Here is a 27000-nt window from a genome sequence, read left to right as displayed (position 1 = left end):
CTATGGCGCAGAAGAAAGCACACGAAGTAGATCAATTTCTCAGCAAACCGAGCAGCTCGTTTCCGGTTGTATTGCTCTATGGGCCTGATAAGGGGCTCGTGAACGAACGTGCGCGTCGCTATGCAAAGGCGACAAAATTGCCACTCGATGATCCCTTTGCTGTTATTCGTATGGAAGCAGACGAAATTGATGCTGATCCGGCAAAGCTTGCCGATGAAGCGCGCACAATTTCAATGTTTGGCGGTGAGCGGCTCATCTGGATCAAGAATGCCGGCGGACAAAAGAAGCTTGCCGAAGCTGTGAAACTTCTGGCGACCGAGCCGCCGCGTGAAACCTATATTCTGGTCGAAGCTGGCGATCTCAAAAAAGGCGTTGGTCTGCGCGGCGCGGTTGAAAATGCACCAGCTGGCATGGCACTGCCCTGCTATTCCGATGATGCACGCGGCATTGATGGCGTGATCGACGATGTGCTGGCCGAATGGAAGATGCAGATTACCATGGATGGCCGTCAGCTGCTGCGCGCGAGTCTTGGCGGTGATCGGTTGGCCACGCGTGGCGAGCTGGAAAAGCTTTGCCTCTATGCGCGGGGCAAGGAGCGCATCGACATAGATGATGTGCGTGAAGCCGTGGGCGATGTTGCAGGACTTTCTACGGACGAAGTCGTGGATGCGGTTCTGACGGGCGATTTGCGTCGTTTTGAGACAACATTTGACCGCGTTGTGAAATCGGGAACTGCTCCTTTCCTGGTGCTCAATACCGCCGCGCGTCAGTTCCAGCAGATTCAGACGCTACGTCATATCGCAGACACCGAGCGTAAAAGTGCTTCTGTCGTAGTCGCTTCAGCGCGTCCGCCGGTATTCTTCAATCGAAAGAAGCTGATTGAGAATGCGGTCAGCCGCTGGAATGCCGAAAGCCTTTCCCGTGTCATGGAGCGCCTGCAACGCGCAGTCCTTGAAAGCCGTCAAAATGCTGCTCTCTCAATCCCAATCATCCGCCAGTGCCTGCTCGCCATCTCGGTGGAAGCTGTGAAACTATCGCGGCGATAAATAAATGGCTGAAAGTTGATTGAATCTCTTTATAGCTAAATCTGGATGATCAAGAACATTGGCCTGATCTGCGAGGCGAAAAATATCCGCATAATGCAGAATGCTGCGTGCGGATTGCATTCCGGCGGGCATGGTGAAATGGCTTTGGTGTCCGTTGAGCCAGGCAAGGAATACAACGCCTGCTTTGTAATATTGCGTCGGAGCTTCAAAGATTTTGCGTGACAGCGGCACAGTTGGCTCGATGATCGCGCGGAAGCGGGAATTGTCGCCGTCGGCGAGGGCGGCGAGGGCGCTTGAAGCCTGCGGTGCCACGGCGTCAAAGATGCCAAGCAGCGCATGGCTGTGCTTGTTTCCATCGCCTTCGATCAATGGCGCATAGTTGAAATCATCGCCCGTGAAACAGAGAACGCCATCCGGCAGGCGGTTGCGAAGCGCGATCTCGTAGCGTTCTTCAAGCAGCGAAATCTTGATGCCTTCAACCTTGTCGCGATTGGTCTCTATAATGCCGATGACCGTATCAAGTGCGTCTTCAAACGTGTCGGAACCCCAGTAACCTTTGAGTTGTGGGTCGAACATATCTCCGAGCCAGTGCAGAATGACCTTTTCGCGGGCACTGGAAAGAATATGGTCATAAACCCTGGCATAATCCTCTGGCGAGCGGGCGATGCGAGTGAGTGCGCGACTGGCCATCAGAATGAAACGACCGCCGTGTTTTTCGATGAATTCAGCCTGGGTTTCATAAGCCCTAATCACGTCGTCAAGGCTTTTTGCGTCCGAAGGATCAAGATGATCGGTGCCAGCGCCACAGGCGAGATCAGCACCTGCTACGGTCTTGCTTTCTGCCAGTGAGCGGCGGATCAGCTCCTGCGCGCCAGCCCAGCTAAGCCCCATGCCGCGTTGCGAGGTGTCCATCGCTTCCGCAATCTGAAAGCCGAGGCTCCAGAGGTGATGGCGGAAAGCCATAGTCGCATCCCAATCAATCGCCGGATTGTTCCACGGATTGCTGTCTTTGAGCGGGTCTGAAACCACATGCGCTGCCGCATAGGCAATGCGGTTGAATCGGGGGGGAGATGCTGGGCGCGGTGTCGGGGTGCCGATCAAGCGATAGGGTTTTATGCTGCCGTCAGCGCATGGTAGGCTCAGCATATTTTCCGATAATGCGCTCATATCACTCCTCCGGCTCCAGGACGACTTGAATATTTTAGATCGTTCCAAATTTCAAGAGAGTGCTTAGAAAATGAAATTTCGGAACCTGATTTTGCGTTTTAGCTTGCAAAACACCGCAAAAATCGAGGCAAACCGATGTTGAGAATGCGGCAATTTCGTGTTTATTAAAAAAGTTGACAAATTTGGAACGTTCCAATTAACTTACCGCAACAGGAGACAGATATGAGCAAGAGCAGCATTACGGTTATCGATATTGCACGTGAAGCAGGCGTGTCGAAGTCGACCGTATCGCTGGTTTTGCGTGACAGTCCTCTGGTTCATGCCGAGACCCGGGCGAAGGTTCAGGAAGCGATCGAGAAGCTCGGCTATGTCTATAATCGCTCGGCCGCCAATCTCCGGCAGTCGAAATCGAAGATCATCGGGCTTGTGGTCAATGATCTGACCAACAGCTTCTTTGCCGAGCTTGCGGTGGGTGTTGATCGTGTCATGCAATCGGCAGGTTATGTGCAGTTTCTCGCCAATACAGCAGAAAGCATTGACCGCCAGCGCGAAGTGATTGCCTCGATGCGTGAGCATGGCATTGCCGGGCTGATCGTTTCGCCCGCGCGTGGCACCGAGGCTGGTGATCTGAAACCATTGGCAAAAAGCGGCCTGCCTGTTGTGCAGATGGTGCGCGATGTGCCGGGGTCGGGTGTGTCGTCGATTGTTTCGGATAATCGTGGCGGCGTGGCAAAGGCGGTTGAGCATTTGGTGTCGCTGGGGCATCGCGTAATCGCTTTCATCGGCGGCTATGCGGATACCGCTGTTTTTGCTGAGAGAGTTGCGGGTTATCGTGGGGGGCTTGAGCAGGCAGGCATCCTGTTTGATGATGCGCTGGTCTTCACCTCAGCCCCCTCGCGTGCTGGCGGTGTTGAAGCCGTTGAGCGCGTGTTGCGGCACAGCATGAAGCCGACGGCAGCGGTGTGTTTCAATGATGCTGTGGCTTTTGGGGTCTGCGATGGTTTGCGCGGCGCTCAACTGGAGCCGGGCCGGGATTTCGCTGTGGTTGGTTTTGACGATGTGATCGAAGCAAAGACCGCTGTTCCGGCACTGACAACTGTGGCTGTTGATCCGCAAGGTTTGGGAGAACGTGCAGCGCAGCTTTTGCTGAAACAGATCAATTCAGAACGGGTGGAGGCGGAGGCGCAGCGTTTGGCGGTGCGTCTTGCGGTGCGTGCAAGTTGCGGTACGCAATCTAAAAAGGAGGAGAAATTCGCATGGCAAAGTGGGGCCTTATAGGCGCAAGCACCATTGCAAAAGAATGGGTGATTGGCGCCATTCGCGCGACCGGTGGCGAAGTTGCGTCCGTTTACAGCACCAATGCTGAGCGTGCCGAAACCTATGCCCGCGAGAACGGGATTGCCCGCTCGGTGACAAGCCTTGATGCGCTGTTGTCCGATCCGGAAATCGACGCTGTCTATATCTCCACCACCAATGAACTGCACCGCGATCAGGCGATTGCCGCCGCCAAAGCAGGCAAGCATATTCTGTGCGAAAAGCCGCTGGCTCTGACGATTGGCGACGCGCATCAGATGCTGAAAGCCGTGCGCGAAGCGGGCGTTGTGGCGGGCACAAATCATCACCTACGCAATGCTGCTAGTCACCGCGCCATGCGTGATGCCATCGCTCAAGGCAAGATCGGCAAGGTGCTGGGCGCGCGGGTTTTCCACGCGGTTTATCTGCCGCCGCATTTGCAAGGCTGGCGCATTGAACGCCCTGATGCGGGCGGTGGTGTGATCCTCGATATTACCGTGCATGATGCTGACGCATTGCGCTTTGTGTTGGGTGAAAATCCGGTCGAAGCTGTGGCTTTCAGCCAGCAGGGTGGCTTAAGCGGCGCAGGGCTGGAAGACGGTGTGATGGGTGTGCTGCGCTTCTCCTCCGGCGCGATTGCTCAGTTCCACGATGCATTCACCGCCAAATATGCGGAAACCGGCTTTGAAGTGCATGGTAGCGAAGGCTCGCTCATTGCACGCAATGTCATGACGCAGAAGCCGGTGGGAACCGTCATTCTGCGTGACAAGGATGGCGAGCACGAATTGCAGCTCGACCAGAAGAATCTCTACGAAACCGCCTTGCGGGCTTTCCATAACGCCATCGCAGGTAAAGGCCAGCCTTCCGCAACTCTGGAGGATGGAATTTGGTCGCTGGCGACCGGGCTTGCCGTGCTTGAGGCTGCAAAGACCGGTAAGGCAACTGCTGTTCATTCAGGACTTTGAACATTATGAGCAAACATATTTCATTTTCGGAAGCAGCATCCCTTATTCCCGACAACGCTGTCGTTTCGGTTTCTTCATCGAGCGGCCTCGGCTGTCCGGATATGATGCTTAAAGCTATTGGCGAGCGTTTCGACGAAACCGGTCATCCCCAAAATATCACTACACTGCACCCGATCGCTGCGGGAGATATGAGTGGCATCAAGGGTGTCGATTACATCGCCAAAAAGGGGCTTTTGAAGAAGATCATCGGTGGTTCTTATCCGTCAGGGCCATCAAGTTCTGAGCCGCCGCTGATCTGGCAGATGATCACCAATAATGAGATTCCGGCCTATAATATTCCGTCTGGTATTCTGTTCGACATGCATCGTGAGGCAGCTGCCAAGCGTCCCGGTGTACTGACCAAAGTGGGGTTTGATACGTTTGTTGATCCCAAGCGTCAGGGATCGGCAATGAACGACAAGGCGCGTGAGGAGCCTGTCGTCAAGCAGGTCAGTTTTGAAGGTGAGGACTGGCTCTATTTCCCCAATATCGTGCCGCATGTAACGATCATCCGTGCCACCACTGCCGATGAACGCGCCAATCTCACCTATGAACATGAGGGCGCATATCTTGGTGGGATGGATCAGGCGCTGGCTGCGCGCAACAATGGCGGCATCGTCATTGCGCAGGTGAAGCGCATTGCCAAGGAAGGCACGCTGAAACCACATGATGTGCGCGTGCCGGGCGTTCTGGTTGACTATATCGTCGTTGATCCCGACCAGAAGCAGACAACGCAGACACTTTACGATCCGGCAATTTCCGGCGAGATTTTCCGTCCGCTCGATACATTCCGCTTACCGGAGTTCAATATTCAGAAGGCGATTGCGCGGCGTGTGGCGCAGGAGTTGCAAGCAGGTAGTGCGGTCAATTTGGGCTTTGGCATTTCTGCCAATGTGCCGCGCATATTGTTGGAAGAGGGCCTGCATGGTGCAGTGACCTGGGTGATCGAGCAGGGGGCTGTTGGTGGCGTGCCGCTTCTCGACTTCGCCTTTGGCTGCGCGTCGAATGCTGATGCTTATATGCCATCACCCTATCAGTTTACCTATTTTCAGGGCGCAGGCTTCGACGCATCGCTTCTGTCCTTCCTTGAGATCGGACGCGACGGCTCGGTCAACGTATCGAAGCTGTCATTCCGTCCGCATGTGACGGCTGGCGCTGGCGGTTTTGTCGATATTACCGCGCGCGCCAAAAAGATTGTCTTCTCCGGCATGTTTAATGCAGGCGCGAAATTGTCGGTCAATGATGGCAAGCTGGTGATCGAAAAAGAGGGTAAGCTCAAAAAGCTCGTCAATGAGGTTGAGCATGTTACATTCTCAGGTCCACGCGGTGTCGAGCAGGTGCAGGATATCACCTATGTCACCGAACGCGCCGTCTTGAAGCTGACACCGGAAGGGATTGTTCTCACCGAGATTGCGCCGGGTGTGGATTTGCAGACGCATATTCTGGACCAGGCCGAGTTTCCGCTGATTGTTTCGGATCAGCTTAAACGCATGGATGAGGCACTGTTCCGTGATGAGCCGATTGGTCTGACACTACCGCAAAAGCCTGCGCGAAAGCTGGAGGCATAAATGGCTCAACGGATAGACATTTCGATTGAGAACCACATCGCCGTCATGACCATCAAGCGGCCAGAAAAGCTCAACGCATTTGATATCGAGCTTTTGCAGGAATTGTCTGTGGCCTGTGATAAAGTGGAAGGCGATGGCTCGGTGCGTGTTGCGATCCTGACCGGTGAGGGCAAAGCCTTTTCCGCCGGCGGCGACATCAAGGCGTGGGGCGGCATGGAACCAGCAGAGTTCGGCCATGCATGGGTGCGCTATGGTCATCGTGTGTTCGAGCGGCTTGCGACTTTGCGGGTGCCGCTCATCGCAGCGATGAATGGTCATGCACTGGGCGGCGGTCTGGAACTGGCAGGTGCCGCTGATATCCGCATTGTCGAACGGCAGGCAAAAATCGGCCTGCCGGAAACCTCGCTTGGTATGATCCCCGGCTGGTCGGGTACGCAGCGTTTGGTGCGCCGTTTCGGTGCGCAGATCGTGCGCCGCATGGTGCTTGGTGGCGAAATTTTTACCGCTGATGAAGCGCTATCGCATGGGCTGGTCGATGCTGTGGTGGAGACGGGTGCGGCTTTACAAGCGGCCCAAGATTATGCGGCGCGTGTGGCAAAACGCGGACCTGCCGCACTCGAAATTTCCAAATTGATGCTGTCGGTCGCCAATGGCGAGGACAATGGCGCAGCCGTAGAGGCACTGGGGTCTATCCTTGTTGCCAAAACCGGCGATCTGCAAGAAGGCGTGCGCTCATTTAGCGAAAAACGCGAAGCGAATTTTGAAGGAAAATGGTGATGAGCATTGTTGTAAAACCGCAGCCGCTGAATGGGCTGGAAGTGCGTGAATTCTCCATGCTGATTGATGGCAAATGGGTTAGCAGCCAAAGCGGTGAAACAATTGAACGTGTCGCGCCCGGCCATGGCGTCACGGTAAGCCGCTATCCTGCTGGCAATAAGGCCGATGTGGAACGCGCGGTTGAGAGCGCACGTAAGGCTTTCGATGACGGGCGCTGGTCGTCTAAAACCGCATCGCAACGTTCGCTGATCTTGTTGAAAGCCGCGGATCTGATTGAAGCGCGGGCAGAGGAACTTGCTTATCTCGATGCAATTGAAGCGGGTAAGCCGATTTCTCAAGTGCGCGGCGAGATTGCAGGGTCGGTAGACATTTGGCGCTATGCGGCAGCACTGGCGCGTGATCTGCATGGTGAGAGCTACAATAATCTGGGCGATGGGACGCTTGGTGTCGTGCTGCGCGAGGCGATTGGCGTTGTCTCGATCATTACGCCGTGGAATTTCCCGTTCCTGATCGTGGGCCAGAAGCTGCCATTCGCGCTGGCTGCGGGTTGTACGGCATTGGTGAAACCATCGGAACTGACGTCTGGTTCGACTTTATTGCTTGGTGAAATTCTGGCTGAAGCCGGTGTGCCGGATGGTGTCGTCAACATCATCACCGGAACGGGTGCTGAGGTTGGTCAGCATATGAGCACGCATCCAGATGTGGACATGGTGTCGTTCACCGGTTCCACAGGTGTGGGCAAGCTGACCATGGCCAATGCGGCGCAGACGCTGAAAAAAGTATCGCTGGAGCTTGGCGGCAAGAATCCGCAAATCCTGTTCCCGGATGCGGATATGGATGCGTTCATTGACGCTGCGGTGTTCGGTGCATGGTTCAATGCGGGCGAGTGCTGCAATGCCGGTTCGCGACTCATCGTGCATCGCTCGATTGTCGATGAGATTATTGGGCGCGTTGCTGATCTGTCGAAGAAAGTGATCGTCGGCGATCCCCTCGATGTTAGTACGCAGGTGGGCGCGATCATCACGCCGCAGCATTTGAGCAAGGTTGGCACCTATGTCGATCAGGCCAAAAAGGCGGGTGCTTCAATAGCCCATGGTGGCGAAGTGCTGGATCTCGGCCTTGGCCAATATATGGGGCCGACCATCATTGCAGGCGTGAAAGCCGATATGGCTGTGGCGCGTGAAGAAGTGTTCGGGCCGGTTCTGTTGGTGCTGTCTTTTGATACGGTGGATGAAGCAATTTCGATTGCCAATGCGGTTGATTATGGGCTTTCCGCAGGTGTTTGGAGCCGCGATTTCGATACTTGCATGACCATTGGCCGCAAGGTGCGGGCGGGCACAGTCTGGATGAACACCTTCATGGACGGCACGCCGGAACTGCCTTTTGGCGGTTACCGCCAGTCAGGTCTGGGTCGCGAGCTGGGTCGTCATGCGGTCGAGGATTATACCGAAACCAAGGCGCTCAACATGCATATCGGTGCGCGTACCGGCTGGTGGATGCCGCAAGCAAAATAAGGAGTGACGGCTTTGGGAGGACAGCCGGATATTGTCATTATCGGATCAGGCATCGGCGGCGCAACGATGGCCGCTGGTCTGGCCGCGTCTGGTGCGGATATTCTCATTCTGGAGGCGGGCGAGCATTTGCCGGACAGACCGGAAAACCGCGACCCACGCGCCATTTTCCAGCGTGGTTTCTTTCGCCCGAAAGAGTTCTGGTATGAGACGGATGGTACGCCGTTTAATCCCGGAAATTATTACAATGTCGGCGGCAATTCCAAATTCTATGGCGCAGTGCTGGTGCGCTATCGGCGCGAGGATTTTGAGGAGCTTGCGCATCTTGAAGGCGTGTCTCCGGCGTGGCCCTTCGCCTATGATGAGCTTGAGCCCTGGTATTGCAAGGCGGAAGAGCTTTTTCAGGTGCGCGGTGAGTTGGGCGATGACCCGACCGAACCCTATCATTCAAAGCCCTATTCGTATCCGGCTATCCGTGATGAGCGTCCGATTGCAGATCTGCGTGCGCGGCTGAAGAAGGCAGGGCTGCATCCGGCTTCCTTGCCATTGGGTGTTGATATTGAGCGCTGGCTGGCGAAGGCCAAAACGCCGTGGGACGCGCATCCCAACAGCGATGATGGCAAGATGGATGCGGAAACCTGTCCGTTAGCAATTGCGCTCAAACATCCAAATGTCCGGCTTGAAACATCCGCGCGGGTAACGAAGCTGGAAACCGGGCCCGATGGTAAAACCATCTTGGCAGTTCACTATGTGAAGAATGGCGAGGCGCTGGTCCTCCGTCCAAAGCTCGTCATTCTTTCAGCGGGAGCGGTGCAGTCGGCTGCGCTTTTGCTGCGTTCAGGACTGGCGAACCGTTCCGATCAGGTCGGTCGCAATTTTATGAACCACAATTCGAGCGCGGTGATCGGATTTGATCCGCGCTATCGCAATGACAGCGTCTACCAGAAGACCTTTGGCTTCAATGATTACTATCTCAGCGATGGGGCAGGTGGGCCGCCGCTTGGCAATGTGCAATTGCTGGGGCGGGTGTCGGGTGCGATCCTGAAAGCCAATATGCGTCAGGTGCCGGAATGGATACTGAACCGCATTGCCGGGCATACGATTGATTTTTATGCGATGAGCGAAGACCTACCATCGCCGGAAAGTCGCGTGAGCGTCGATGGCGATCGCATCATTTTGCATTGGGTGCGTTCCAACTGGAAGGCGCATCTGATGCTGGTAGATAAGCTTAAATCCGCGCTGCGAGCAGCAGGATTTCCAATCGTGCTGTCGCGCGCTTTTGATCGCCGAACACCATCGCATCAATGCGGCACGGTGCGCATTGGCAATGATTGCGCGACAGCGCCGCTTGATCCCTATTGCCGTGCTTATGACCATCCCAATCTCTATGTGGTCGATGCGTCGTTTCTGCCGACATCGGCGGCGGTTAATCCTGCGCTGACGATTGCGGCGCAGGCTCTGCGCGTTGCTGATCACATTCATGCGGAGGCACTGGCATGAACCGTCAAAGACCTGTGGCACTGGTGACTGGCGGGCGGCGTGGTATCGGGCTTGGCATAGCGCGTGCTTTGGCCGCCAAAGGGTTTGATCTGGCGATTACCGACCGTGAACGTGATGAGGCGGTTATCCAAGAATTGCGCGGGCTTGGGGGAAGGGTGGCTTTCTTTGAAAGCGACCTGGCATCTATCGAAACGCACGAAGCGACGGTTGAAGCCGTTGTGAATGAGCTTGGCGGCATCGATTGTCTGGTCAACAATGCTGGTATGGGTTCGGTTGAGCGCGGTGATTTTATCGAGCTGAAGCCTGAGAATTTCGACACGATTATTGATGTGAACCTGCGCGGTACTGTGTTTTTTACGCAAGCGGTGGTGAAAGCCATGCTGGCCGTGACGGATGTGCGTTTTCCGCGCAGTATCGTGACGATCAGTTCGGTTTCGTCGGTGATGACTTCACCTGAAAGGCTTGATTACTGCATCAGCAAAGCAGGTCTGACAGCCTTCGTGCAGGGGCTTGCGCTGCGGTTGGCAGAAGCCCGGATCGGCGTGTTCGAGGTGCGTCCCGGTATTATCCGCACCGATATGACAGCGCGTGTTGCCGAGCGTTATGACGGACTGATCGAAGGTGGTCTGGTGCCGATGAAACGCTGGGGCGAGGCAGGCGATGTCGGCGCTATTGTGGCCGGGCTTGCAGGCGGTGATTTCATTTTTGCGACGGGCTCGGCGATCAATGCCGATGGTGGCCTGTCGATTGCGAAGCTTTAGTTTCTCGGGAGGAGAAACGCATGACGTATGACTATATCATCGTTGGCGGCGGACCTGCCGGTTGCGTTCTCGCCAATCGTCTGAGCGAAGATGCAGCGATCAAAGTGCTGCTGCTGGAAGCAGGCGGAAGCGACTGGAATCCGCTGTTTCACATGCCTGCCGGTTTTGCAAAGATGACCAAGGGTGTGGCGAGCTGGGGCTGGGAAACCGTTCCGCAGAAGCATCTCAAAAACCGTGTGTTGCGCTATACGCAGGCAAAAGTCATTGGCGGCGGCTCCAGCATCAATGCGCAGATTTATACACGCGGCAATGCAGCCGATTATGATCTATGGGCTACTGAGGACGGCTGTACCGGCTGGGACTATCGTCATGTGTTGCCCTATTTCAAACGCGCTGAAGACAATCAACGTTTTAACGATGATTTTCACTCCTATGGCGGGCCGCTTGGCGTTTCGATGCCTTCCGCACCATTGCCGATTTGCGACGCCTATATACGCGCGGGTCAAGAACTCGGCATTCCGTATAACCCGGATTTCAATGGTCGTGAGCAGGCAGGCGTCGGCTTTTATCAGCTAACCCAGCGCAATCGCCGCCGCTCGTCTGCATCCCTTGCCTATCTCGCGACGATCAGGGATCGCAAGAACCTTACCTTGCGGATGAATGCGCCGGTGCGCAGTATCGATCTGGAAAAGACCCTAGTTACCGGCGTAACACTGATGGACGGCGAGGTTTTGCGCGCAAACCGTGAGGTGATTGTCTCGTCCGGCGCTATCGGCTCACCTAAGCTTCTGCTGCAATCGGGTATCGGCCCTGCTGATCATCTTAAAAAGGCTGGCGTGAATGTGAGGCACGATCTGCCGGGTGTGGGTGAGAACATGCAGGATCACCTCGATCTGTTTGTTATTGCCGAATGCACAGGCGATCACACCTATGATGGCGTGGCAAAGTTGCACCGGACGCTGGGCGCTGGCCTGCAATATATCTTTCTGCGCTCTGGTCCGGTGGCGTCCAGCCTCTTTGAAACCGGCGGCTTCTGGTATGCTGATCCGGATGCCCGCTCACCGGATATTCAGTTTCATCTGGGTCTTGGTTCGGGCATTGAAGCTGGCGTCGAGAAGCTCAAGAATGCAGGCGTGACGCTTAATTCTGCCTATCTGCATCCGCGTTCGCGTGGAACCGTGCGGCTGGCTTCCAATGATCCGGCTGCAGCACCCCTGATCGATCCGAATTATTGGAGTGATCCGCATGATCGCAAGATGTCGCTTGAAGGCCTGAAGATCGCGCGCGAAATCATGAGCCAGGATGCATTGAAACCTTACGTGATGGCCGAGCGTCTGCCGGGGCCGAAGGTGGTGAGCGATGATGATCTGTTCGACTATGCCTGCGCCAATGCCAAGACCGATCATCATCCGGTCGGCACCTGCAGGATGGGGACGGATGCTATGGCCGTTGTCGATCTGGATCTTAAAGTGCGCGGTCTTGAAGGTCTGCGGGTGTGCGACAGCTCGATCATGCCGCGCGTTCCCTCGTGCAACACCAATGCACCGACCATCATGGTCGGCGAAAAGGGTGCGGATATTATTCGCGGTCTCGACCCGCTACCGCCTGTTGTATTTTCATGGGAGAAAAACGAACAGAGGTGGCGCGCGCGGGGTTAGTCTTCGTTTACCTCAAAACGCAGATAACCCGCAATGCCGGAGCCTTTGTAGTTCGGATTGTCTGACGGGTGGTTCACGCCGTCATTGACCGGAATGACCTTGAAGTCGAAAGGTGAGACGCCTTCGAGACAGGCGACATTGACGCCATATTGTTTTGGATTGGATCGGCGCTGGTGGAACGTATAAATCCCGCATTTCGAGCAAAAGTAATGCTTCGCTGAACCTGTATTGAATGTGTAGAGCGTCAGCGCATCTTCGCCTTCCAGGACTTCAACGCCACTAAGATCTGCGGAAACGGCGACGGCACCGCGCATCCGGCAATAGGAGCAGGTGCAGCGGCGAGCTGTGTGAAGTCCATCGGATAGTTTGACGCGAAAGCGCACGGTTTCGCAGTGACAGGCACCATTGGCAGTTTGAATATCAAAATCCATTTGCAGCTCCTTTTTCGCCAGAATTTTATTCTGGTCTTCCAGGCTTTACCATTGGAAAAACTTAACTAAAGTCGACCGACAAGATTTTGGGAGGGGTTGAATGAGTGGATTTGCGGTGGTCACAGGCGGTAGCACTGGTATCGGCAGACATCTGGTTCTGGCGTTCGCGGAGGCCGGATATGCCGTTGCTTTCAGTTTCAGAGGTGATGAAGAGCCCTCAAACACACTTGTGGAAGAGGTGGAGGCTGCTGGCGGTCAGGCGCTTGGGATCGAGTGCGATGTTGGTTCCGCCGCCGAAGTGGACGCATTTTTCGATGAAGTCTGCAGCTGGTATGGTGATGCGCCGGACGTGCTCGTTAACAATGCTGGAATTCAGGTCTGGGCATCATTGCTCGAACTTTCCGAAGATGATTGGGACGATGTTATTCGCACCAATATGAAGGGCTGTTTCCTGAATACACAAGCGGCAGCCAGACGCATGGTTGATGTTGGTAAAGCGGGTTCGATCATCAATATAGGCTCGGGTTGCAACAAGCTGGCTTTTCCCAATCTGGTTTCTTACACGGCGTCAAAAGGCGGGATTGAACAATTCACCAAGGTTTCGGCGGTAGAACTCGGACCGAAGGGCATCCGGGTCAATTGCGTCGCACCGGGCGCTATTCTCAACGAGTGCACGATGCAAGAACAGCCAGATTATGCGCCAAGCTGGAGCCGGATTACTCCATTGCGACGCGTTGGTTCTGCCGAGGATATATCAGGGCCGGTGTTGTTTCTAGCATCGGATGCCGCCGGCTTCGTGACCGGGCAGACACTGTGGGTGGATGGCGGCGTGTTTTCACAAGCCAACTGGGCTTATGACAGATGAAACAATAAAACCGATGGGTTATTTGGGCATCCTTAGATGCTCAGCATAGCCGAACAACATCAAGTTGTTTTCTGAATACTTCCCGATTTTTTCTAAATTGTAATTATTGAGGGAAACTTATGGTTTCTCTCGCCTTCTGGGTGCTGGAATTTAAAAAAACACTAATTTACAACGTTTTTCAGAATCGTAATCCCCCTTTTTAAGTGTGTGAGGTTGTTATAATTACCGAAACAAATAAGCTTGTTTGGACAATCATGATTAAAACGATGTCCATAGCTGGCATTACAATAGGCTTTGTTTGGGTATTCGTATTTTTATACATCGGCCATTTTTGGCTCGTATTTTTTCTTTTGTCTCTCGGAGTATTCGCAATATTTGGTATAATTTTAGCCAAATATGGATATTACTCGTCTGCTTTAATAATAAATCAATTGAGTATTTTAACTTTTATAGTTATTTATTGTATTTTTTTTGATTTTCCAACGGAAAAGTTTTCCAGAACAACCCATCAATATATACCTATCGTATTTATTGTTGGATTTGTGAATTATATCAGATTTAAATCAAAATTACAATTATTGGTTATGATATTATCGCTAATATTATACATATTTTTTATGATTAATTTTAGTTTATCTACTAAATATGATGTTCTTCCTGATCATATAAGGCATAGTAGTGAGTGGATAAATGCGATTTTAAGTGTTTCACTGTTTTCAGCTGCTGTTTTTCTTCTCAAAAATGAATTTGAGGAAGATGGAAGGCTTAAAAAGCAAATTCAGAGTGCGATAGTCGATGATGAACTTGAATTGTTCTACCAGCCTCAGGTCAACTCAGATCGCGATATCATTGGTGTGGAGGCGTTGTTGCGCTGGAGGCACTCTGAGCGGGGATATGTTGCGCCCAATGATTTCCTTCCTGCCGCTCAAAGACTGGGATTAATGCCGCGAATTGGCGGTTGGGTTTTGAACGAATGTTCGAAAACATTGGCCGAGTGGCAGAACAGACCCGGTTTTCAAAGACTTCATATTTCAATGAATATCACAGCTGATCACGTGCTTCTGGATAATTTTCATGAAATTATTATGGATACAATATTGGCTTACGACGTGAATTCGAAGTTATTGCGTTTAGAAATTACTGAAAGCGCATTTATAAATGACTTTATCAAAGTGGAAAAAAATTTACGTAAGCTGAAAGAGAATGGATTTTATATTTCAATTGATGATTTTGGTACGGGATATTCATCTCTTAGCTATATTAAAAGACTTCCAATAAACCAGATTAAGATAGACAGAAGCTTCGTTGCGGATGTTTCGAGCAGCCTCCACGGCGCTGCACTTGCAAAAAATATTATAAGAATGGGCAAGGATCTTGGTATGGATGTTTTAGCAGAGGGGATAGAAAATAAGGATCAGTTCGAATTTATGAAGGTAAATGGCTGTAATGAATTTCAAGGTTTTTATTACGGTAAACCTATGAACAAGAATGATTTTGAGGCGCTCTTTTCGCGTCGGCAAAACGGAGCATAAAATCAGCTCTGATATTTGCAATGCACCTGCACAAGAATTGGATAAATGGTGATCCCGACTGGATTCGAACCAGTGGCCTCAAGATTAGGAATCTTGCGCTCTATCCTACTGAGCTACGGGACCAGCACCATCAAAGCCCTGCTTGCGCTGAGCATTTTCCGACACATACTGTTTTTCATGGCTTTCGCCAACCCCGCAAAAAGCGGGGCAGGCGCATTTATTTGCATATTGCGTTTCAGGCGGCGAGGGCGGTTTCAATCACCGACACGAAATAACTCACGCCATAAGGAATGGCTTCGTCATTGAAGTCGTAAGCGGGATGATGCAGGCCCGGTGTGTCGCCATTGCCAAGGAAGATATAAGCGCCGGGACGCGCTTCCAGCATATAGGAAAAATCCTCCGCAGCCATCATCGGGGCCACATCGGTTTTCACCTTGCCTTCGCCAGCGACATTTTTTGCAACGCGGGCGGCAAAATCGGTCTGGTCATCGTGGTTGTACGTAACCGGATAATTATTCTTGTAGCGAACGGTGATTTCCGCACCAGTTACAGCCGCGATACCAGCCGCTGCATCGCGAATGCGCTTTTCGGCATAGGCGCGCGTTTCTTTGCTGAGCGTGCGCACCGTGCCCGAAAGTTTTGCTGTTTCCGGAATGACGTTATAGGCTTCGCCAGCGTTGAATTTCGTGACCGAAATCACGAGCGAATCGAGCGGGTCGGTATTGCGCGAAACGACGCTCTGTATGGCGATATGCAGTTGTGAACCGGCTAGGATCGGATCAATTGTGCGGTGTGGCTGTGCTGCGTGGCCACCGCGTCCTTTGATTAAAAAATCGAATTCATCGGTGGCTGCCATGATCGGGCCTTTGCACATAGCAAACTGGCCGACCGGCAGGCTTGGAAGATTATGCACGCCATAGACTTCCGTAATACCGAAACGGTCCATCACGCCGTCCTGAACCATGGCGAGTGCACCTGCGCCACCTTCTTCGGCTGGCTGGAAAAGCAGGACAGCAGAGCCACGGAAATTGCGGGTTTCAGCGAGATATTGCGCTGCACCCAATAGCATTGCCGTGTGACCATCATGACCGCAGGAATGCGCTTTACCCAGATTTTTGGAGGCCCATTCGACGCCGCTGGTCTCGTTAATCGGCAGTGCATCCATATCGGCGCGCAGACCAATCGCCGGACCCTCTCCGTGACGACCTTTGATGACGGCGACAACACCGCTGCGACCAATGCCGGTTTCGACCAGATCACAACCAAAAGACTTCAGCTTTTCTTCGACAAATCGTGCGGTTTCGTGAACGTCATAAAGCAGTTCAGGGTTCTGATGCAGATGACGGCGCCATGCGGCGATCTCCGCTTGAGTTTCGACGACACGATTAAGCACTGGCATTTCAAAAATATCCTGAGATTCTTTATGTACAGAAGTTGTCAGGATATGACGTTTCGGTGAAAGCGGGCAATCCCTATTTGCCTTTTGATTGCCACATGGCATAGATAACAGAAAGTAAATTCTTCTTTTTGATTGATGTATTCGCAAGCGGTTATCGTTCTTGCTGATTGGAACTACGAATGATCTCGAAGTCGTTGAAAATCCTTTGTGCAGCCGCGGCTCTTTCAGCCCTGGCTTTGTCGAGCGCTCTGGCGAACCCATCAATTGCTGTCGATGTGGCCACCGGTAAGGTTTATTCGGCTCAGGATCCATTTCAGCGCTGGTATCCGGCGTCGCTCACCAAGATGATGACGGCTTATGTTACATTTCGGGCGCTCCAGTCGGGACAGTTGACGCTTGAGTCACCGGTCAAGATGACCGTCAATGCTTCCAAAGAGCCGCCGAGCAAGATGGGCTATCGCCCTGGTTCGGTGCTGACGTTGGATAACGCGCTAAAAATCATGCTGGTCAAGTCGGCCAATGACGTATCGGTTGCCGTTGCAGAAGCGGTTGGCGGCAGCGAGGCTGCTTTCGTCAAGCGCATGAATGCAGAAGCGCAGCGCCTTGGCATGAGTGGAACCCATTTCGCTAATCCGAACGGTTTGCATGATCCCAACAATTATTCGACTGCGCATGATCTGGCAGTGCTTGGTGTGCAGCTGCGTCGTGAGTTCCCGCAATATGCGCATTATTTCAATACGGAAGCGATTGATGCGGGTGATGGTAAGAAGCCACAGGCCAATTACAACATTCTGCTCGGTCGTTTCGACGGCGCGGACGGTATGAAAACCGGCTTTGTCTGTGCATCCGGCTTTAATCTGGCCAGTTCCGCAACGCGTCAGGGCCGGACAATTCTGGCTGTGGTTCTGGGGGCCGATCGTCAGGAAACCCGCGCAGTTCAGGCAGCGCAGCTGATGACCGATGCTTTCCGCTCCAATGGTGCCGGTGTGCCGACGCTTGGCAACATGGTGCCGCCCGCAAGCAGCGCGGTTCATCAGGCCGTGGATCTGCGCAAGACCATTTGCAGCCAGCAGGCTATGGCTGATCGCTGGGATGGTCGCGATGTGGAAGGGCGGTTGCAGCTCAATTCGCCTTATATCCACGCGATGACCCGCGAGCCTGTGCCGGTTCAGGTCGGACTTGTTTCGGCTCCGCCAGCGAAGATCACCCGCGTTGGTCAGCTCGATATTTCGCAGGTTCCGGTGCCAATGCCACGTCCGCAGCGCACATCCGCTTCAATCAATTAAGATAGACCCATGCCGCATCCAATTCCTGTTTCCGTGCTGACCGGCTTTCTTGGTTCGGGCAAGACCACGCTGCTTAATCGCTTGCTCAAAGACCCGGCGCTGACCGATACGGCTGTGATCATCAATGAATTTGGTGAAGTCAGCATCGATCATTTGCTGGTTGAAGAAGCCAGCGAAGGGGTGATCGAACTTGCCGATGGTTGCCTGTGCTGCACGGTGCGCGGCGAGTTGGTGGATACGCTGGCCGATCTGATTGACCGTCTTCAGACGGGCAAGATCAAGGCATTGAAGCGGATAATAATAGAGACAACAGGTCTTGCCGATCCGGCTCCGGTGCTGCATTCGATCATGGGGCATCCGGTTCTGATTCAGGCGCTTCGTCTTGATGGCGTGCTGGCGACCGTTGATGCCGTCAATGGCATGGCGACGCTTGATAATCATGAGGAAGCGGTCAAGCAGGCGGCAATGGCTGATCGTATCATCATCACCAAAGCTGACATGCCGGAAGCGCAGGCAGGACTTGGAGCGCTCAAAGCGCGGCTGAAGCTGCTTAATCCGGGTGCGGATATTCTGGAAGCATCCGATACACGCACGGGCTATGCAGCTCTGTTTGAATGCGGGCTTTATAATCCTGAGACCAAAACGGCGGATGTGCAGCACTGGTTGAACGCCGAAGCCTATGAGGATGATCATCATCACGATCATTCGCACCATCATGACCATGGGCATGACCACAGCCATGACCATGATCATGTGTGCGGCCCTGATTGCGATCATGAGCATCACCATCACCATGGGCATCACCACCATCATCATGATGATGCGATCCGTTCATTCTCGCTGCGTCATAAGGAGCCGATTCCGTTCTCAACGTTTGAAATGTTTCTTGATCTGCTGCGTTCGACCCATGGCGAGAAGCTGCTGCGCGTGAAAGGCATCGTGCAGATTGCAGAAGACCCGGAGCGTCCGTTGGTCATTCATGGTGTGCAGAAGATTTTCCATCCCCCCGCACGTCTGCCAAAATGGCCCAAGGATGAGCATGAAACGCTTTTGGTGATGATCGTCAAGGATTTGCCGGAAGCCTATGTGCGTGAGCTTTTCGATGCATTTCTCGGCAAAGCGGGGATTGATCGTCCAGACCGTGCCGCGATGATGGATAATCCGCTGGCAATTCCCGGATTTTCGACGCGATAATTATTTTTTCTGAATGAGAAAACGGTGAAGGTTTTCATGGCGCTCTTGTGAAAGCAGAGCGTGACCTTCCTGTGTGCAGAAATGTGGAAGGTCAATGCCCGACAGCGGGTCGGTTGCTTCGACCCAAAGAAGCGCACCGGCTGGCATGTTTTGCAGGCGATTGCGTGTTTTTAAAACGGGAAGAGGGCATTTAAGCCCTCTCAAATCATAGACCGGAATGTTTTCACGCATTGCGTCTTAGTTTCCGCCGAGCTTCCACCATGCCTTCTTCTTTTCAGGCGCTGGTGCTGCCACAGTTTCAGCAACGGTGTTTGCCGTGGTCATGGGCGAAACAGTGGCTGGGTTCTGCTGCGGAACAGGCACGGAAGCTGTCTGTGTTGCATCAACGACCGCTGGTGTTGCTGCAATTGCTGTGTTTGGCTGCACCGAGATCGGTGTTGCCGCAGGCGCAATATCCGGAGCATTTGGTGTTTCAGCCGATGAAGGCGAAAGTGACGGTGGTTCACGCGTTACTTTCTCGCCACGCGCACGCGCTGCACTCCATGCCGAGACAAGCTTCGCTTCGGTTAGGCCCTGAATGGATGGTGCAGGCTTCTTTTGTGCCGCACTAAAGGCCGACTGGAATGTCTTTTCATACGATGTCGTATAGGCCATCGATTCAGCATTGGCAGAAGGCGGGCAGGCATCGGTTGCGGAAAGCGGCTGACCATTTGGTGTCGGCACGTTGAAAACGTAGCGCTTTTCGCAAACGTCAACTTTTGGCGGCACTTTGGTTGCTTCAAAGGCGTCATAGCCCTGCTTGAGCATTTTCCAAAAAGCATAGTTCTGGTCGTTCTTATAACGCGCCATATTGGCTGCGGTCATACGGAACGGGAAGGCTTGAATCTGGAAGTCACGCTGTCCGCCCTTGAAAGCGTCGCGCCCAAAAGCATAAATTTCGCTCACGCTCTCATCGGTCATCGAATAGCAGCCTGAGGAGGAACAGGCGCCATGGACCATCAGATTCTGGCCTGTGCGGTTATGCGCACGGTCATAGGCGTTGGGGAAGCCGATGTTGAAAGCAAGGTGGTATTGCGAATTCGGGTTCATCTGCGCCGGGCGGACTGTATAGAACCCTTCAGGCGCCTGACGATCACCTTCGATGAATTTCGGGCCAAGTTTACCGGACCATTTGCAAATCTCATAAGAGGCAATCTGGTCGTATTTGCCGTTATTCTTCTGCTTCCAGACTTCAAGGACGCCTTCTTCCTTGAAAATGCGGACCATGACGGGCGAAGTGCGGCTCATGCCCTTCGACTTCATCTTGGCGACCATCTTCGCGGAAAGTGGCTTTTCAGCCCGAAGGCTGAGATCGGAAACGGACGAACCCTGACAACCCGCAAGCAGAGCGGAGGCCATGAGAGTTGCAAAAAGTGCGGTTCTGATCTTCATATCGCATCAAGCCTGTTTCGAAATCTGAATTTTCAGTATTCGTTTATTAACAACAAAACCTTTCAGTATCGTTGATAATTCCTTGCTCAAATACCTAAAAAACAGCGTGTCCGCAATATGGCGGAAATGGCGGCATGATGCAAATCCGGCGCAGTTTGAGCTGCGCCGGAGCGGTTTTTTAAATTTTAGGGTAAATTAAAGGTTACGACCGATCTCCAGGAACTTCTGGCGGCGTTCCTGTTTCAACGTTTCACCATCGACATCTTTCATCGAGCGCAGCGAAGCGGTGATGATGTCGCCAGCGGCTGCAATGGTCGATTCCTTGCCGCGATGAGCGCCGCCGAGCGGTTCCGGGATGATACCGTCGATGACCTTGAGATCGAACAGATCCTGCGCGGTGATGCGCATATTTGATGCTGCATCCTTGGCGCGCGTTGAATCGTGCCAGAGGATTGAGGCCGCACCTTCCGGCGAAATCACCGAATAGATCGAATGTTCAAGCATATAGACGCGGTTTGCGACAGCAATCGCGATTGCGCCGCCCGAACCACCTTCACCGATGATGATCGAAATGACAGGCACGCGCAGCTTGAGGCATTCTGCCGTCGAACGCGCAATGGCTTCGGCCTGACCGCGTTCTTCTGCGCTCACGCCCGGATAAGCACCAGCGGTATCGACAAAAGTGATCAGCGGCAGCTGGAAACGGTCGGCCATTTCCATGATGCGTACCGCCTTGCGGTAGCCTTCAGGACGGGCCGAACCGAAATTGTGCTTGAGGCGCGTCTTGGTGTCCGAGCCTTTTTCCTGACCGAGAATGGCAACAGCCTGACCATTGAAACGGGCGAAACCGCCCTGAATGGCTTCGTCATTGGCAAACTGGCGGTCACCGGCCAAAGGCGTGAATTCGGTGAAAAGCGCGTTTATATATTCAAGGCAGTGCGGACGATCCGGGTGGCGGGCGATCTGCGCCTTCTGCCATGGGGTCAGCTTGCGATAAATATCCTTGAGCGCATCGGCCGAGCGTTTCTCGAGACGGCTGATCTCGTCGCTCATCTCAACACTGCCCTGTTCCTGAGCGAGTTTTTTCAGCTCAAGGATCTGGCCTTCAAGGTCTGCGACGGGTTTTTCAAAATCGAGATAGTTATACATCGGGCCTGACTATTGTGCGTTTCCAGAGATGTTGGCCATAAAACACCCCAGATAACGGCTGTTTTACGACGCCTTACATATTTACTTCGAGCGCATCTTGCAAATTTTTCTGAAATTCTCTTAAACGCCGCGCGCTTAATCGGCAAGCGGATGATGTTCACTTACCAGCTTATGCAGTCTTTCTTCCAGAACATGCGTATAAATTTGCGTGGTTGAAATGTCGGAATGACCCAGCAATTGCTGCACAGTTCTTAAGTCTGCACCATTTTGCAAAAGGTGGCTGGCAAAGGCGTGACGCAGCACATGCGGAGAGATGGACGCGCTTGAAAGCCCGGCACGTGCTGCCAAAATTTTCAGCTCGCGGCCAAAAACCTGTCGCGCCAGATGCCCGGTTTCAGAAAAGGCGGGAAAGAGCCACGGATTATCATCGCTGCCGGGTAAGCCATCGCGCACCACGATAAAGGCTTGCAGTGCTTCGCGCGCTTTGGGCGACAAAGGCACCATGCGGTCCTTTGAGCCTTTGCCACGCACAATCAGAAAGCGATGGTCGGTACGGGCGACGCTGACCGGCAGGCCAACAAGTTCCGAGACACGCAAGCCGGTTGCATAAAGCGTTTCGAGAAGCGCATGAAGACGCAAGGCCTTGAAATGCTCGGCTGGCTCCGTTGCTTCGCGTGCTTCGAGTGCTGCACGGTCGAGAAGGCGACCGACATTTTCGACGCTCATGATTTTTGGCAGTGGCTTCTGCTTTTTGGGCGCATCGATCACACTGGTCGGATCGTCCTGCCGAAAGCCTTCCGCATAGAGAAAGCGATAAAATTGTCTGAGCGCAGACAGACGCCTCGCTTGTGACGTGGCCGCGAAACCTTCATCGGCCATGCTATTGAGAACATGGCGGATATCGTCGGTCTTGGCCTCAGCGAGATTGATGCCTCGTGCTGTGAGTATATCAGCTGCCGCTTCCAGATCGCGCTGATAGGATTCCAGCGTATTATGCGCTGCGCCGCGTTCCGCACTCATCATTTCAAGAAAGTTTTCAATCGCGAGTGATGCGCGCATGTCTATTCCTGAGCATCCGTGTTGTCTTCCACGACTGGCGCTGGTTGTGTCGGCGGCGCAATGACGGTCTGCTTCAACTTCGATGAGGGAATCTCGATTGTGATTTCATGGGTGGTGGGCTTCACGAAAGTAGCGAGCGAGAACATTGCGCCATAAATTATGGCAGCAATCACAGCGAGCAGGAGGAGGATGCGCGTCAGCGTGGGCATGTGTTGTTTATGCTCGGCTATTGAGACGAAAGCAAGGAGCACCCGCGCTTGGCGCTAAAAAGCCGTATTTGGTTCGGTTTTGTCGATGAAAGGATTGACGGCGCACGGTTTTTGATATGGAACCGGAAGAAATGGATGAGGCCAATGAGCAGTACAACAAAACAAACAGATATTAACGAGAAGGCGGACCTTGTTCGTCAGCTTCTTGGCGCGAAAGTGGTTGTTCTTGTTGGGCTGATGGGTGCAGGCAAATCGACGGTTGGCCGCAAAGTGGCAGCCATGCTCAACTTGCCGTTTAAGGATGCGGATAACGAGATCGAGTCTGCGGCCCGCATGACGATCCCTGAATTGTTCGATGCCTATGGCGAGGCGGAGTTTCGTGATCTTGAGCGCCGCGTGATCCTGCGTCTGCTTGAAGATGGTCCGATGGTTCTTGCCACTGGCGGCGGCGCATATATGAACGCCGAAACCCGGGCAGCGATCGCCGCAAACGGTGTTTCGATCTGGCTCAATGCGGAGCTGGATGTCTTGATGGATCGCGTTTCGCGCCGCCAAAATCGTCCGCTTCTCAAGAATGATGATCCGCGTGGCGTGATGCAGCGGCTGATGGATGTACGCTATCCTGTTTATGCGCTGGCAGATGTTCATGCCATGACGCGCGACGACAAAAAAGAAGTGATTGCCGGAGAGCTGATCGATGTTCTGATCGCGCATCTGGATAAGGATCAGGTTTAAAGCCTCGGGGAGAATGCAATGAGTGCCGACAATGTAACAGTTCCGGTTTCGCTGGGGGACCGGTCTTATGAAATTCTGATCGGCAAAGGATTGGTTGCACGCGCTGGCGAAGAAGTTTCAAAGCGTATGCCGGGCATTCGTGTGGCAATCGTCACCGACGAAAATGTCGCCAAAGCGCATCTTGAAGCACTCACAGAGAGCTTTGCGCGCGCAGGCATCGAATCAACGCCGGTGATCGTTGCTCCTGGTGAAAAGTCGAAGTCGTTTTCAGTGCTTGAAACCGTCACCAATGCTGTGCTTGCAGCGCGGCTTGAGCGTGGTGACGCGGTGGTTGCTTTTGGCGGTGGCGTGGTCGGCGATCTTTCCGGTTTTGTTGCGGGTATTGTGCGGCGCGGTATGAATTTCGTGCAGATGCCGACTTCGCTTTTGTCGCAGGTGGATTCCTCCGTTGGTGGCAAGACGGGCATCAACACCCAATATGGCAAGAACCTTGTGGGTGTTTTCTATCAGCCGCGGCTGGTGCTGGCCGATACAGACGTGCTCGACACATTAAGCCCACGCGAATTTCGTGCAGGCTATGCCGAAGTCGCGAAATACGGACTGATTGATCGCCCGGATTTCTTCGCATGGCTTGAGAAAAACTGGGAAGCGGTTTTTGCAGGCGGGGCAGCACGCACGCAAGCCATTGCTGAATCATGCCGCTCGAAGGCTGCAGTTGTCGCACGCGACGAGCATGAAAACGGTGATCGTGCGCTGCTTAATCTCGGTCATACATTCGGTCATGCGCTGGAAACAGCGACAGGATATGATTCAAGCCGTCTGGTGCATGGCGAAGGCGTTGCCATCGGTATGGCGCTTGCGCATCGTTTTTCGGTGAAGATGAACCTTTGCGGCATTGAAGACGCGGAACGTGTCGAGGCGCATCTGAAGACTGTTGGTCTGCCGACATCGCTAAATGATGTGCCGGGTGGTCTGCCGGACGCTGAAAAGCTGATGGATTACATCGCACAGGACAAAAAAGTCTCGCGTGGAGCGCTGACCTTCATTCTGACACGCGGAATTGGCCAGTCTTTCATTTCCAGGGATGTGCCGGCGACCGCCGTCCTGGAGTTTCTGAAGGAACGTCTCTCCGTCTAACCCTAAAAGGATTACGAGAATGATTTTTGAGCTATGGATCATGTGTGGTATTATCCTGCTCTGCATCATTTTGTCGGCCTTTTTTTCCGGTGCAGAGACAGCGCTGACTGCGGCATCTCGCGCTCGCATGCTCACTTATGAGCATAATGGCGATGAGCGTGCCACAGTCGTGCAATATCTGATCAGCAAGCGGGATCGATTGATCGGCGTTCTGCTGATTGGTAACAACCTTGCTAATATCCTTGCATCGTCTATTGCCGCCAATATCTTTCTGCAGATGTTTGGCGACGCTGGCGTTGCATATTCGACGCTCGCCATGACCGTTATTCTGGTTATTTTTGCAGAAGTGCTGCCAAAATCCTGGGCCATTTCCAGCCCTGACCGTTTTTCGCTGAATGTTGCACGCCCGGTTTCCGCTGTTGTCACGCTGGTTGGTCCGGTTTCGGGTCTGGTAAACTGGATTGTGCGCAAAATCCTGCGACTGTTTGGCGTCAATCTCGTATCCGGCCATTCAATGCTTTCTGCTCAGGACGAATTACGCGGAGCGGTCGAGGTTCTGCATCGCGATAAATCGCTGGTGAAGGAAGACCGTGACCAGCTTGGTGGTTTGCTGGACTTAAAGGAACTGGAAGTCAGCGACGTGATGGTGCATCGCACGTCCATGGGGATCATCAACGCTGATGCGCCTGCCGATCAGATCGTTGGCGAGATTCTTGCAAGTCCGCATACCCGTATGCCTGTTTGGCGTGATGAGATTGATAATATCGTTGGTATTATTCACACGAAGGATTTGCTGCGTGCGCTTTACAGCGTCGACAATGATTTTTCGCGCATCAATATTATGGACGTGGCGCGCAAGCCCTGGTTTGTGCTCGATACAACCACGCTTCAGGACCAGCTCGACGCATTCTTGCGCCGCAAAGCGCATATCGCCATTGTCGTCGATGAGTATGGTGATGTGCAGGGGTTGGTGACGCTCGAAGACATTCTCGAAGAGATTGTCGGAGATATTGCAGATGAGCACGACATTGATATTGAGGGCGTTCGACTGCAACCCGATGGTTCCTTAATTGTCGATGGATCATTGCCGGTGCGCGATCTCAACCGTGCATTGGGCTGGAATCTTCCTGATGAGGAAGCGACGACAATCGCCGGTCTTGTCATCCATGAAACGCAGTCGATTCCAGAAGTGAAGCAAGCTTTTACCTTTCACGGCAAGCGTTTTTCAGTGCTGAGAAAAGAGAAGAATCGACTAATGCGTCTGCGAATCGTACCGCTCGATGCGGATGGTAAGCCTGTTTCCAATCCGGTTGCTGGGCGAGTGCTAAATTAATGGCCGTTCCCGCAAACAAGCATGAATTGCTTGCGGCGATTGAAACCAATTATGCGCGACTGGTGCTTGATCTTAGTCGGGTGGCGCCTGAACAATCCGCGCTCAAAACCATGGAAGGTCATGCCAAAGGCACGTTGATGAGTGTGCATGATTTGGTTGCTTATCTGGTTGGCTGGAACGAGCTTGTGATCAAATGGTGCGCGCGAAGGGATCAGGGGTTTAGCTGGTGCGCGCGAAGGGATCAGGGGTTTAGCGTTGATTTTCCGGAAACGGGTTTCAAATGGAATGAACTGGGCAAGCTCGCGGCAAAGTTTTATCGTGATTATGAAGATGTATCGTTCAGCGCGCTTCTGATCCGGTTCGAAATTGCCAAAAATGCGCTGGTCGCATTGATTACGGCGCGCACGGATGCAGAGCTTTATGGTGTTGCGTGGTACGAGAAATATACGCTCGGACGCATGATCCAGTTCAATACATCCTCGCCCTATGCCAATGCGCGGGGTCGTTTGCGCAAATGGCTTAAGGCTGAGACATAAAAACTATCAGCGACGGGTTGGTTCGCCGGGTGCTGAAGGTTCCAGCGCCAGCGCGTGAACGCCGGTATTAAGTTCATCTTTCAGCAGATCGTTGATCGCGCGGTGACGCGCAATGCGGCTTAAGCCTGTGAAAGCATCGGACACGATGCGCACGCGAAAATGTGTTTCGCCGGTGCCGTCATAGACCTCATGATTGCCACGATCTTCGTGATGATGGCCGGCATGGAGATGGCTTTCATTGATGATTTCAAGCTTTTCAGGCGCAAAAGCTGCTTGCAGTTTTGCTTCCATCGAAGATTGTTTGCTATTGTGAATGGACATTTGGGCCAGTTCTCCCCATATAGACGCTGTGCCTCATATAGACGTCGCCTTGGCGACAATCGGTGGGGCAAATCCGCACAGGAATTGTTATCTGTATA

26 protein-coding genes and 1 tRNA gene are annotated in these 27000 nt (G+C 53.3%); 17 read left to right on the top strand and 10 right to left on the bottom strand.

The genetic code is table 11. The features are described from left to right. Positions 1–2: 2 nt before the first annotated feature. Entirely contained in the window at positions 3–1046 is a 1044-nt protein-coding gene (holA, locus tag U2P60_RS09180; RefSeq protein WP_413572316.1) for a DNA polymerase III subunit delta, read from the top strand. Here holA and U2P60_RS09175 read toward each other — a convergent pair. After that, complete coding sequence (locus U2P60_RS09175; RefSeq protein ID WP_413572315.1) at positions 1032–2213, bottom strand: dihydrodipicolinate synthase family protein; 1182 nt, start codon at positions 2211–2213, stop codon at positions 1032–1034. The two genes, holA and U2P60_RS09175, sit on opposite strands and share 15 nt — an antisense overlap. Positions 2214–2435: 222 nt before the next feature. Between U2P60_RS09175 and U2P60_RS09170 the strand changes: the two genes are divergently transcribed. The 8 genes from U2P60_RS09170 to U2P60_RS09135 are packed head-to-tail and all read left to right on the top strand — an operon-like array spanning position 2436 to position 12285. Further along, a complete protein-coding gene (locus U2P60_RS09170) occupies positions 2436–3491 on the top strand; it encodes a LacI family DNA-binding transcriptional regulator (protein WP_413572313.1) in 1056 nt (351 codons plus the stop codon). Then, positions 3470–4471 carry a Gfo/Idh/MocA family protein gene (locus U2P60_RS09165; RefSeq protein WP_413572312.1) on the top strand — a complete coding sequence of 334 codons (1002 nt, stop codon included), beginning with the start codon at positions 3470–3472 and terminating at the stop codon, positions 4469–4471. The genes U2P60_RS09170 and U2P60_RS09165 overlap by 22 nt, the downstream gene beginning before the upstream one ends. Before the next feature lie 5 nt (positions 4472–4476). Further along, a complete protein-coding gene (locus U2P60_RS09160; protein WP_413572311.1) occupies positions 4477–6078 on the top strand; it encodes an acyl CoA:acetate/3-ketoacid CoA transferase in 1602 nt (533 codons plus the stop codon). After that, a complete protein-coding gene (locus tag U2P60_RS09155; RefSeq protein ID WP_413572310.1) occupies positions 6079–6855 on the top strand; it encodes an enoyl-CoA hydratase/isomerase family protein in 777 nt (258 codons plus the stop codon). Continuing rightward, complete coding sequence (locus U2P60_RS09150; protein WP_413572309.1) at positions 6849–8369, top strand: aldehyde dehydrogenase family protein; 1521 nt, start codon at positions 6849–6851, stop codon at positions 8367–8369. Before U2P60_RS09155 ends, U2P60_RS09150 begins: the two co-directional genes overlap by 7 nt. A gap of 12 nt (positions 8370–8381) precedes the next feature. Then, complete coding sequence (locus tag U2P60_RS09145; protein WP_413572308.1) at positions 8382–9866, top strand: GMC oxidoreductase; 1485 nt, start codon at positions 8382–8384, stop codon at positions 9864–9866. After that, positions 9863–10627 carry a 3-ketoacyl-ACP reductase gene (locus tag U2P60_RS09140; protein WP_413572306.1) on the top strand — a complete coding sequence of 255 codons (765 nt, stop codon included), beginning with the start codon at positions 9863–9865 and terminating at the stop codon, positions 10625–10627. Before U2P60_RS09145 ends, U2P60_RS09140 begins: the two co-directional genes overlap by 4 nt. 20 nt (positions 10628–10647) lie before the next feature. Next, complete coding sequence (locus tag U2P60_RS09135) at positions 10648–12285, top strand: GMC family oxidoreductase (RefSeq protein WP_413572305.1); 1638 nt, start codon at positions 10648–10650, stop codon at positions 12283–12285. Here U2P60_RS09135 and U2P60_RS09130 read toward each other — a convergent pair. Further along, positions 12282–12716: a GFA family protein gene (locus tag U2P60_RS09130; RefSeq protein WP_413572304.1), complete on the bottom strand. Its 435-nt coding sequence runs from the start codon at positions 12714–12716 to the stop codon at positions 12282–12284. The two genes, U2P60_RS09135 and U2P60_RS09130, sit on opposite strands and share 4 nt — an antisense overlap. 100 nt (positions 12717–12816) lie before the next feature. Here U2P60_RS09130 and U2P60_RS09125 point away from each other — a divergent pair, with 100 nt between their 5' ends. Continuing rightward, positions 12817–13581, top strand: coding sequence for an SDR family NAD(P)-dependent oxidoreductase (locus U2P60_RS09125; RefSeq protein WP_413572303.1), 765 nt, complete (start codon positions 12817–12819; stop codon positions 13579–13581). A gap of 266 nt (positions 13582–13847) precedes the next feature. After that, positions 13848–15113, top strand: a complete 1266-nt coding sequence (locus tag U2P60_RS09120) for a putative bifunctional diguanylate cyclase/phosphodiesterase (RefSeq protein WP_413572301.1) — start codon at positions 13848–13850, stop codon at positions 15111–15113. 46 nt (positions 15114–15159) lie between these two features. On the opposite strand, the gene U2P60_RS09115 is transcribed toward U2P60_RS09120, so the two are convergent. Both U2P60_RS09115 and U2P60_RS09110 read right to left on the bottom strand, forming a co-directional pair. Further along, positions 15160–15236, bottom strand: a tRNA-Arg gene (locus U2P60_RS09115). 112 nt (positions 15237–15348) lie between these two features. Beyond that, positions 15349–16512 (bottom strand): M20 aminoacylase family protein, encoded by a 1164-nt coding sequence (locus tag U2P60_RS09110; RefSeq protein WP_413572300.1) that lies wholly within the window; start codon positions 16510–16512, stop codon positions 15349–15351. 179 nt (positions 16513–16691) lie between these two features. Between U2P60_RS09110 and U2P60_RS09105 the strand changes: the two genes are divergently transcribed. Together U2P60_RS09105 and U2P60_RS09100 are read left to right on the top strand one after the other, a co-directional pair. Then, positions 16692–17798 carry a D-alanyl-D-alanine carboxypeptidase family protein gene (locus tag U2P60_RS09105; protein WP_413572299.1) on the top strand — a complete coding sequence of 369 codons (1107 nt, stop codon included), beginning with the start codon at positions 16692–16694 and terminating at the stop codon, positions 17796–17798. A 9-nt stretch (positions 17799–17807) separates the two neighbouring features. Beyond that, positions 17808–18992, top strand: coding sequence for a GTP-binding protein (locus tag U2P60_RS09100; RefSeq protein ID WP_313827470.1), 1185 nt, complete (start codon positions 17808–17810; stop codon positions 18990–18992). Here U2P60_RS09100 and U2P60_RS09095 read toward each other — a convergent pair whose 3' ends face one another. The 5 genes from U2P60_RS09095 to U2P60_RS09075 form a co-directional block, all read right to left on the bottom strand. Then, positions 18993–19223 carry a sulfurtransferase TusA family protein gene (locus U2P60_RS09095; RefSeq protein ID WP_413572298.1) on the bottom strand — a complete coding sequence of 77 codons (231 nt, stop codon included), beginning with the start codon at positions 19221–19223 and terminating at the stop codon, positions 18993–18995. It lies immediately after the preceding gene. 6 nt (positions 19224–19229) lie between these two features. Continuing rightward, on the bottom strand, positions 19230–20423 hold the full coding sequence (locus U2P60_RS09090; protein WP_413572297.1) for a hypothetical protein: 1194 nt from the start codon (positions 20421–20423) through the stop codon (positions 19230–19232). 195 nt (positions 20424–20618) lie between these two features. After that, on the bottom strand, positions 20619–21572 hold the full coding sequence (locus U2P60_RS09085; protein WP_313827467.1) for an acetyl-CoA carboxylase carboxyltransferase subunit alpha: 954 nt from the start codon (positions 21570–21572) through the stop codon (positions 20619–20621). 135 nt (positions 21573–21707) lie between these two features. Then, positions 21708–22631 (bottom strand): site-specific tyrosine recombinase XerD, encoded by a 924-nt coding sequence (xerD, locus tag U2P60_RS09080; RefSeq protein ID WP_413572296.1) that lies wholly within the window; start codon positions 22629–22631, stop codon positions 21708–21710. A gap of 2 nt (positions 22632–22633) precedes the next feature. Then, complete coding sequence (locus U2P60_RS09075; protein WP_413572295.1) at positions 22634–22840, bottom strand: recombinase; 207 nt, start codon at positions 22838–22840, stop codon at positions 22634–22636. Positions 22841–22984: 144 nt separating this feature from the next. Between U2P60_RS09075 and U2P60_RS09070 the strand changes: the two genes are divergently transcribed. The 4 genes from U2P60_RS09070 to U2P60_RS09055 are packed head-to-tail and all read left to right on the top strand — an operon-like array spanning position 22985 to position 26581. Then, positions 22985–23575: a shikimate kinase gene (locus U2P60_RS09070; protein WP_313827463.1), complete on the top strand. Its 591-nt coding sequence runs from the start codon at positions 22985–22987 to the stop codon at positions 23573–23575. An 18-nt stretch (positions 23576–23593) separates the two neighbouring features. Further along, complete coding sequence (gene aroB / locus U2P60_RS09065) at positions 23594–24712, top strand: 3-dehydroquinate synthase (protein ID WP_413572294.1); 1119 nt, start codon at positions 23594–23596, stop codon at positions 24710–24712. A 19-nt stretch (positions 24713–24731) separates the two neighbouring features. Continuing rightward, positions 24732–26045 (top strand): HlyC/CorC family transporter, encoded by a 1314-nt coding sequence (locus U2P60_RS09060; RefSeq protein WP_313827460.1) that lies wholly within the window; start codon positions 24732–24734, stop codon positions 26043–26045. After that, complete coding sequence (locus U2P60_RS09055; protein WP_413572293.1) at positions 26045–26581, top strand: ClbS/DfsB family four-helix bundle protein; 537 nt, start codon at positions 26045–26047, stop codon at positions 26579–26581. Before U2P60_RS09060 ends, U2P60_RS09055 begins: the two co-directional genes overlap by 1 nt. 6 nt (positions 26582–26587) lie before the next feature. Here U2P60_RS09055 and U2P60_RS09050 read toward each other — a convergent pair whose 3' ends face one another. After that, positions 26588–26902 carry a BolA family protein gene (locus U2P60_RS09050; protein WP_413572291.1) on the bottom strand — a complete coding sequence of 105 codons (315 nt, stop codon included), beginning with the start codon at positions 26900–26902 and terminating at the stop codon, positions 26588–26590. Between the last annotated feature and the right edge of the window lie 98 nt (positions 26903–27000).

The organism is Brucella sp. H1_1004, assembly GCF_047308065.1.
Taxonomy (GTDB): domain Bacteria; phylum Pseudomonadota; class Alphaproteobacteria; order Rhizobiales; family Rhizobiaceae; genus Brucella; species Brucella pseudogrignonensis_B.
The sequence above is the reverse complement of the archived record's forward strand: the minus strand, read 5'-3'. Positions and strand labels throughout refer to the sequence as shown.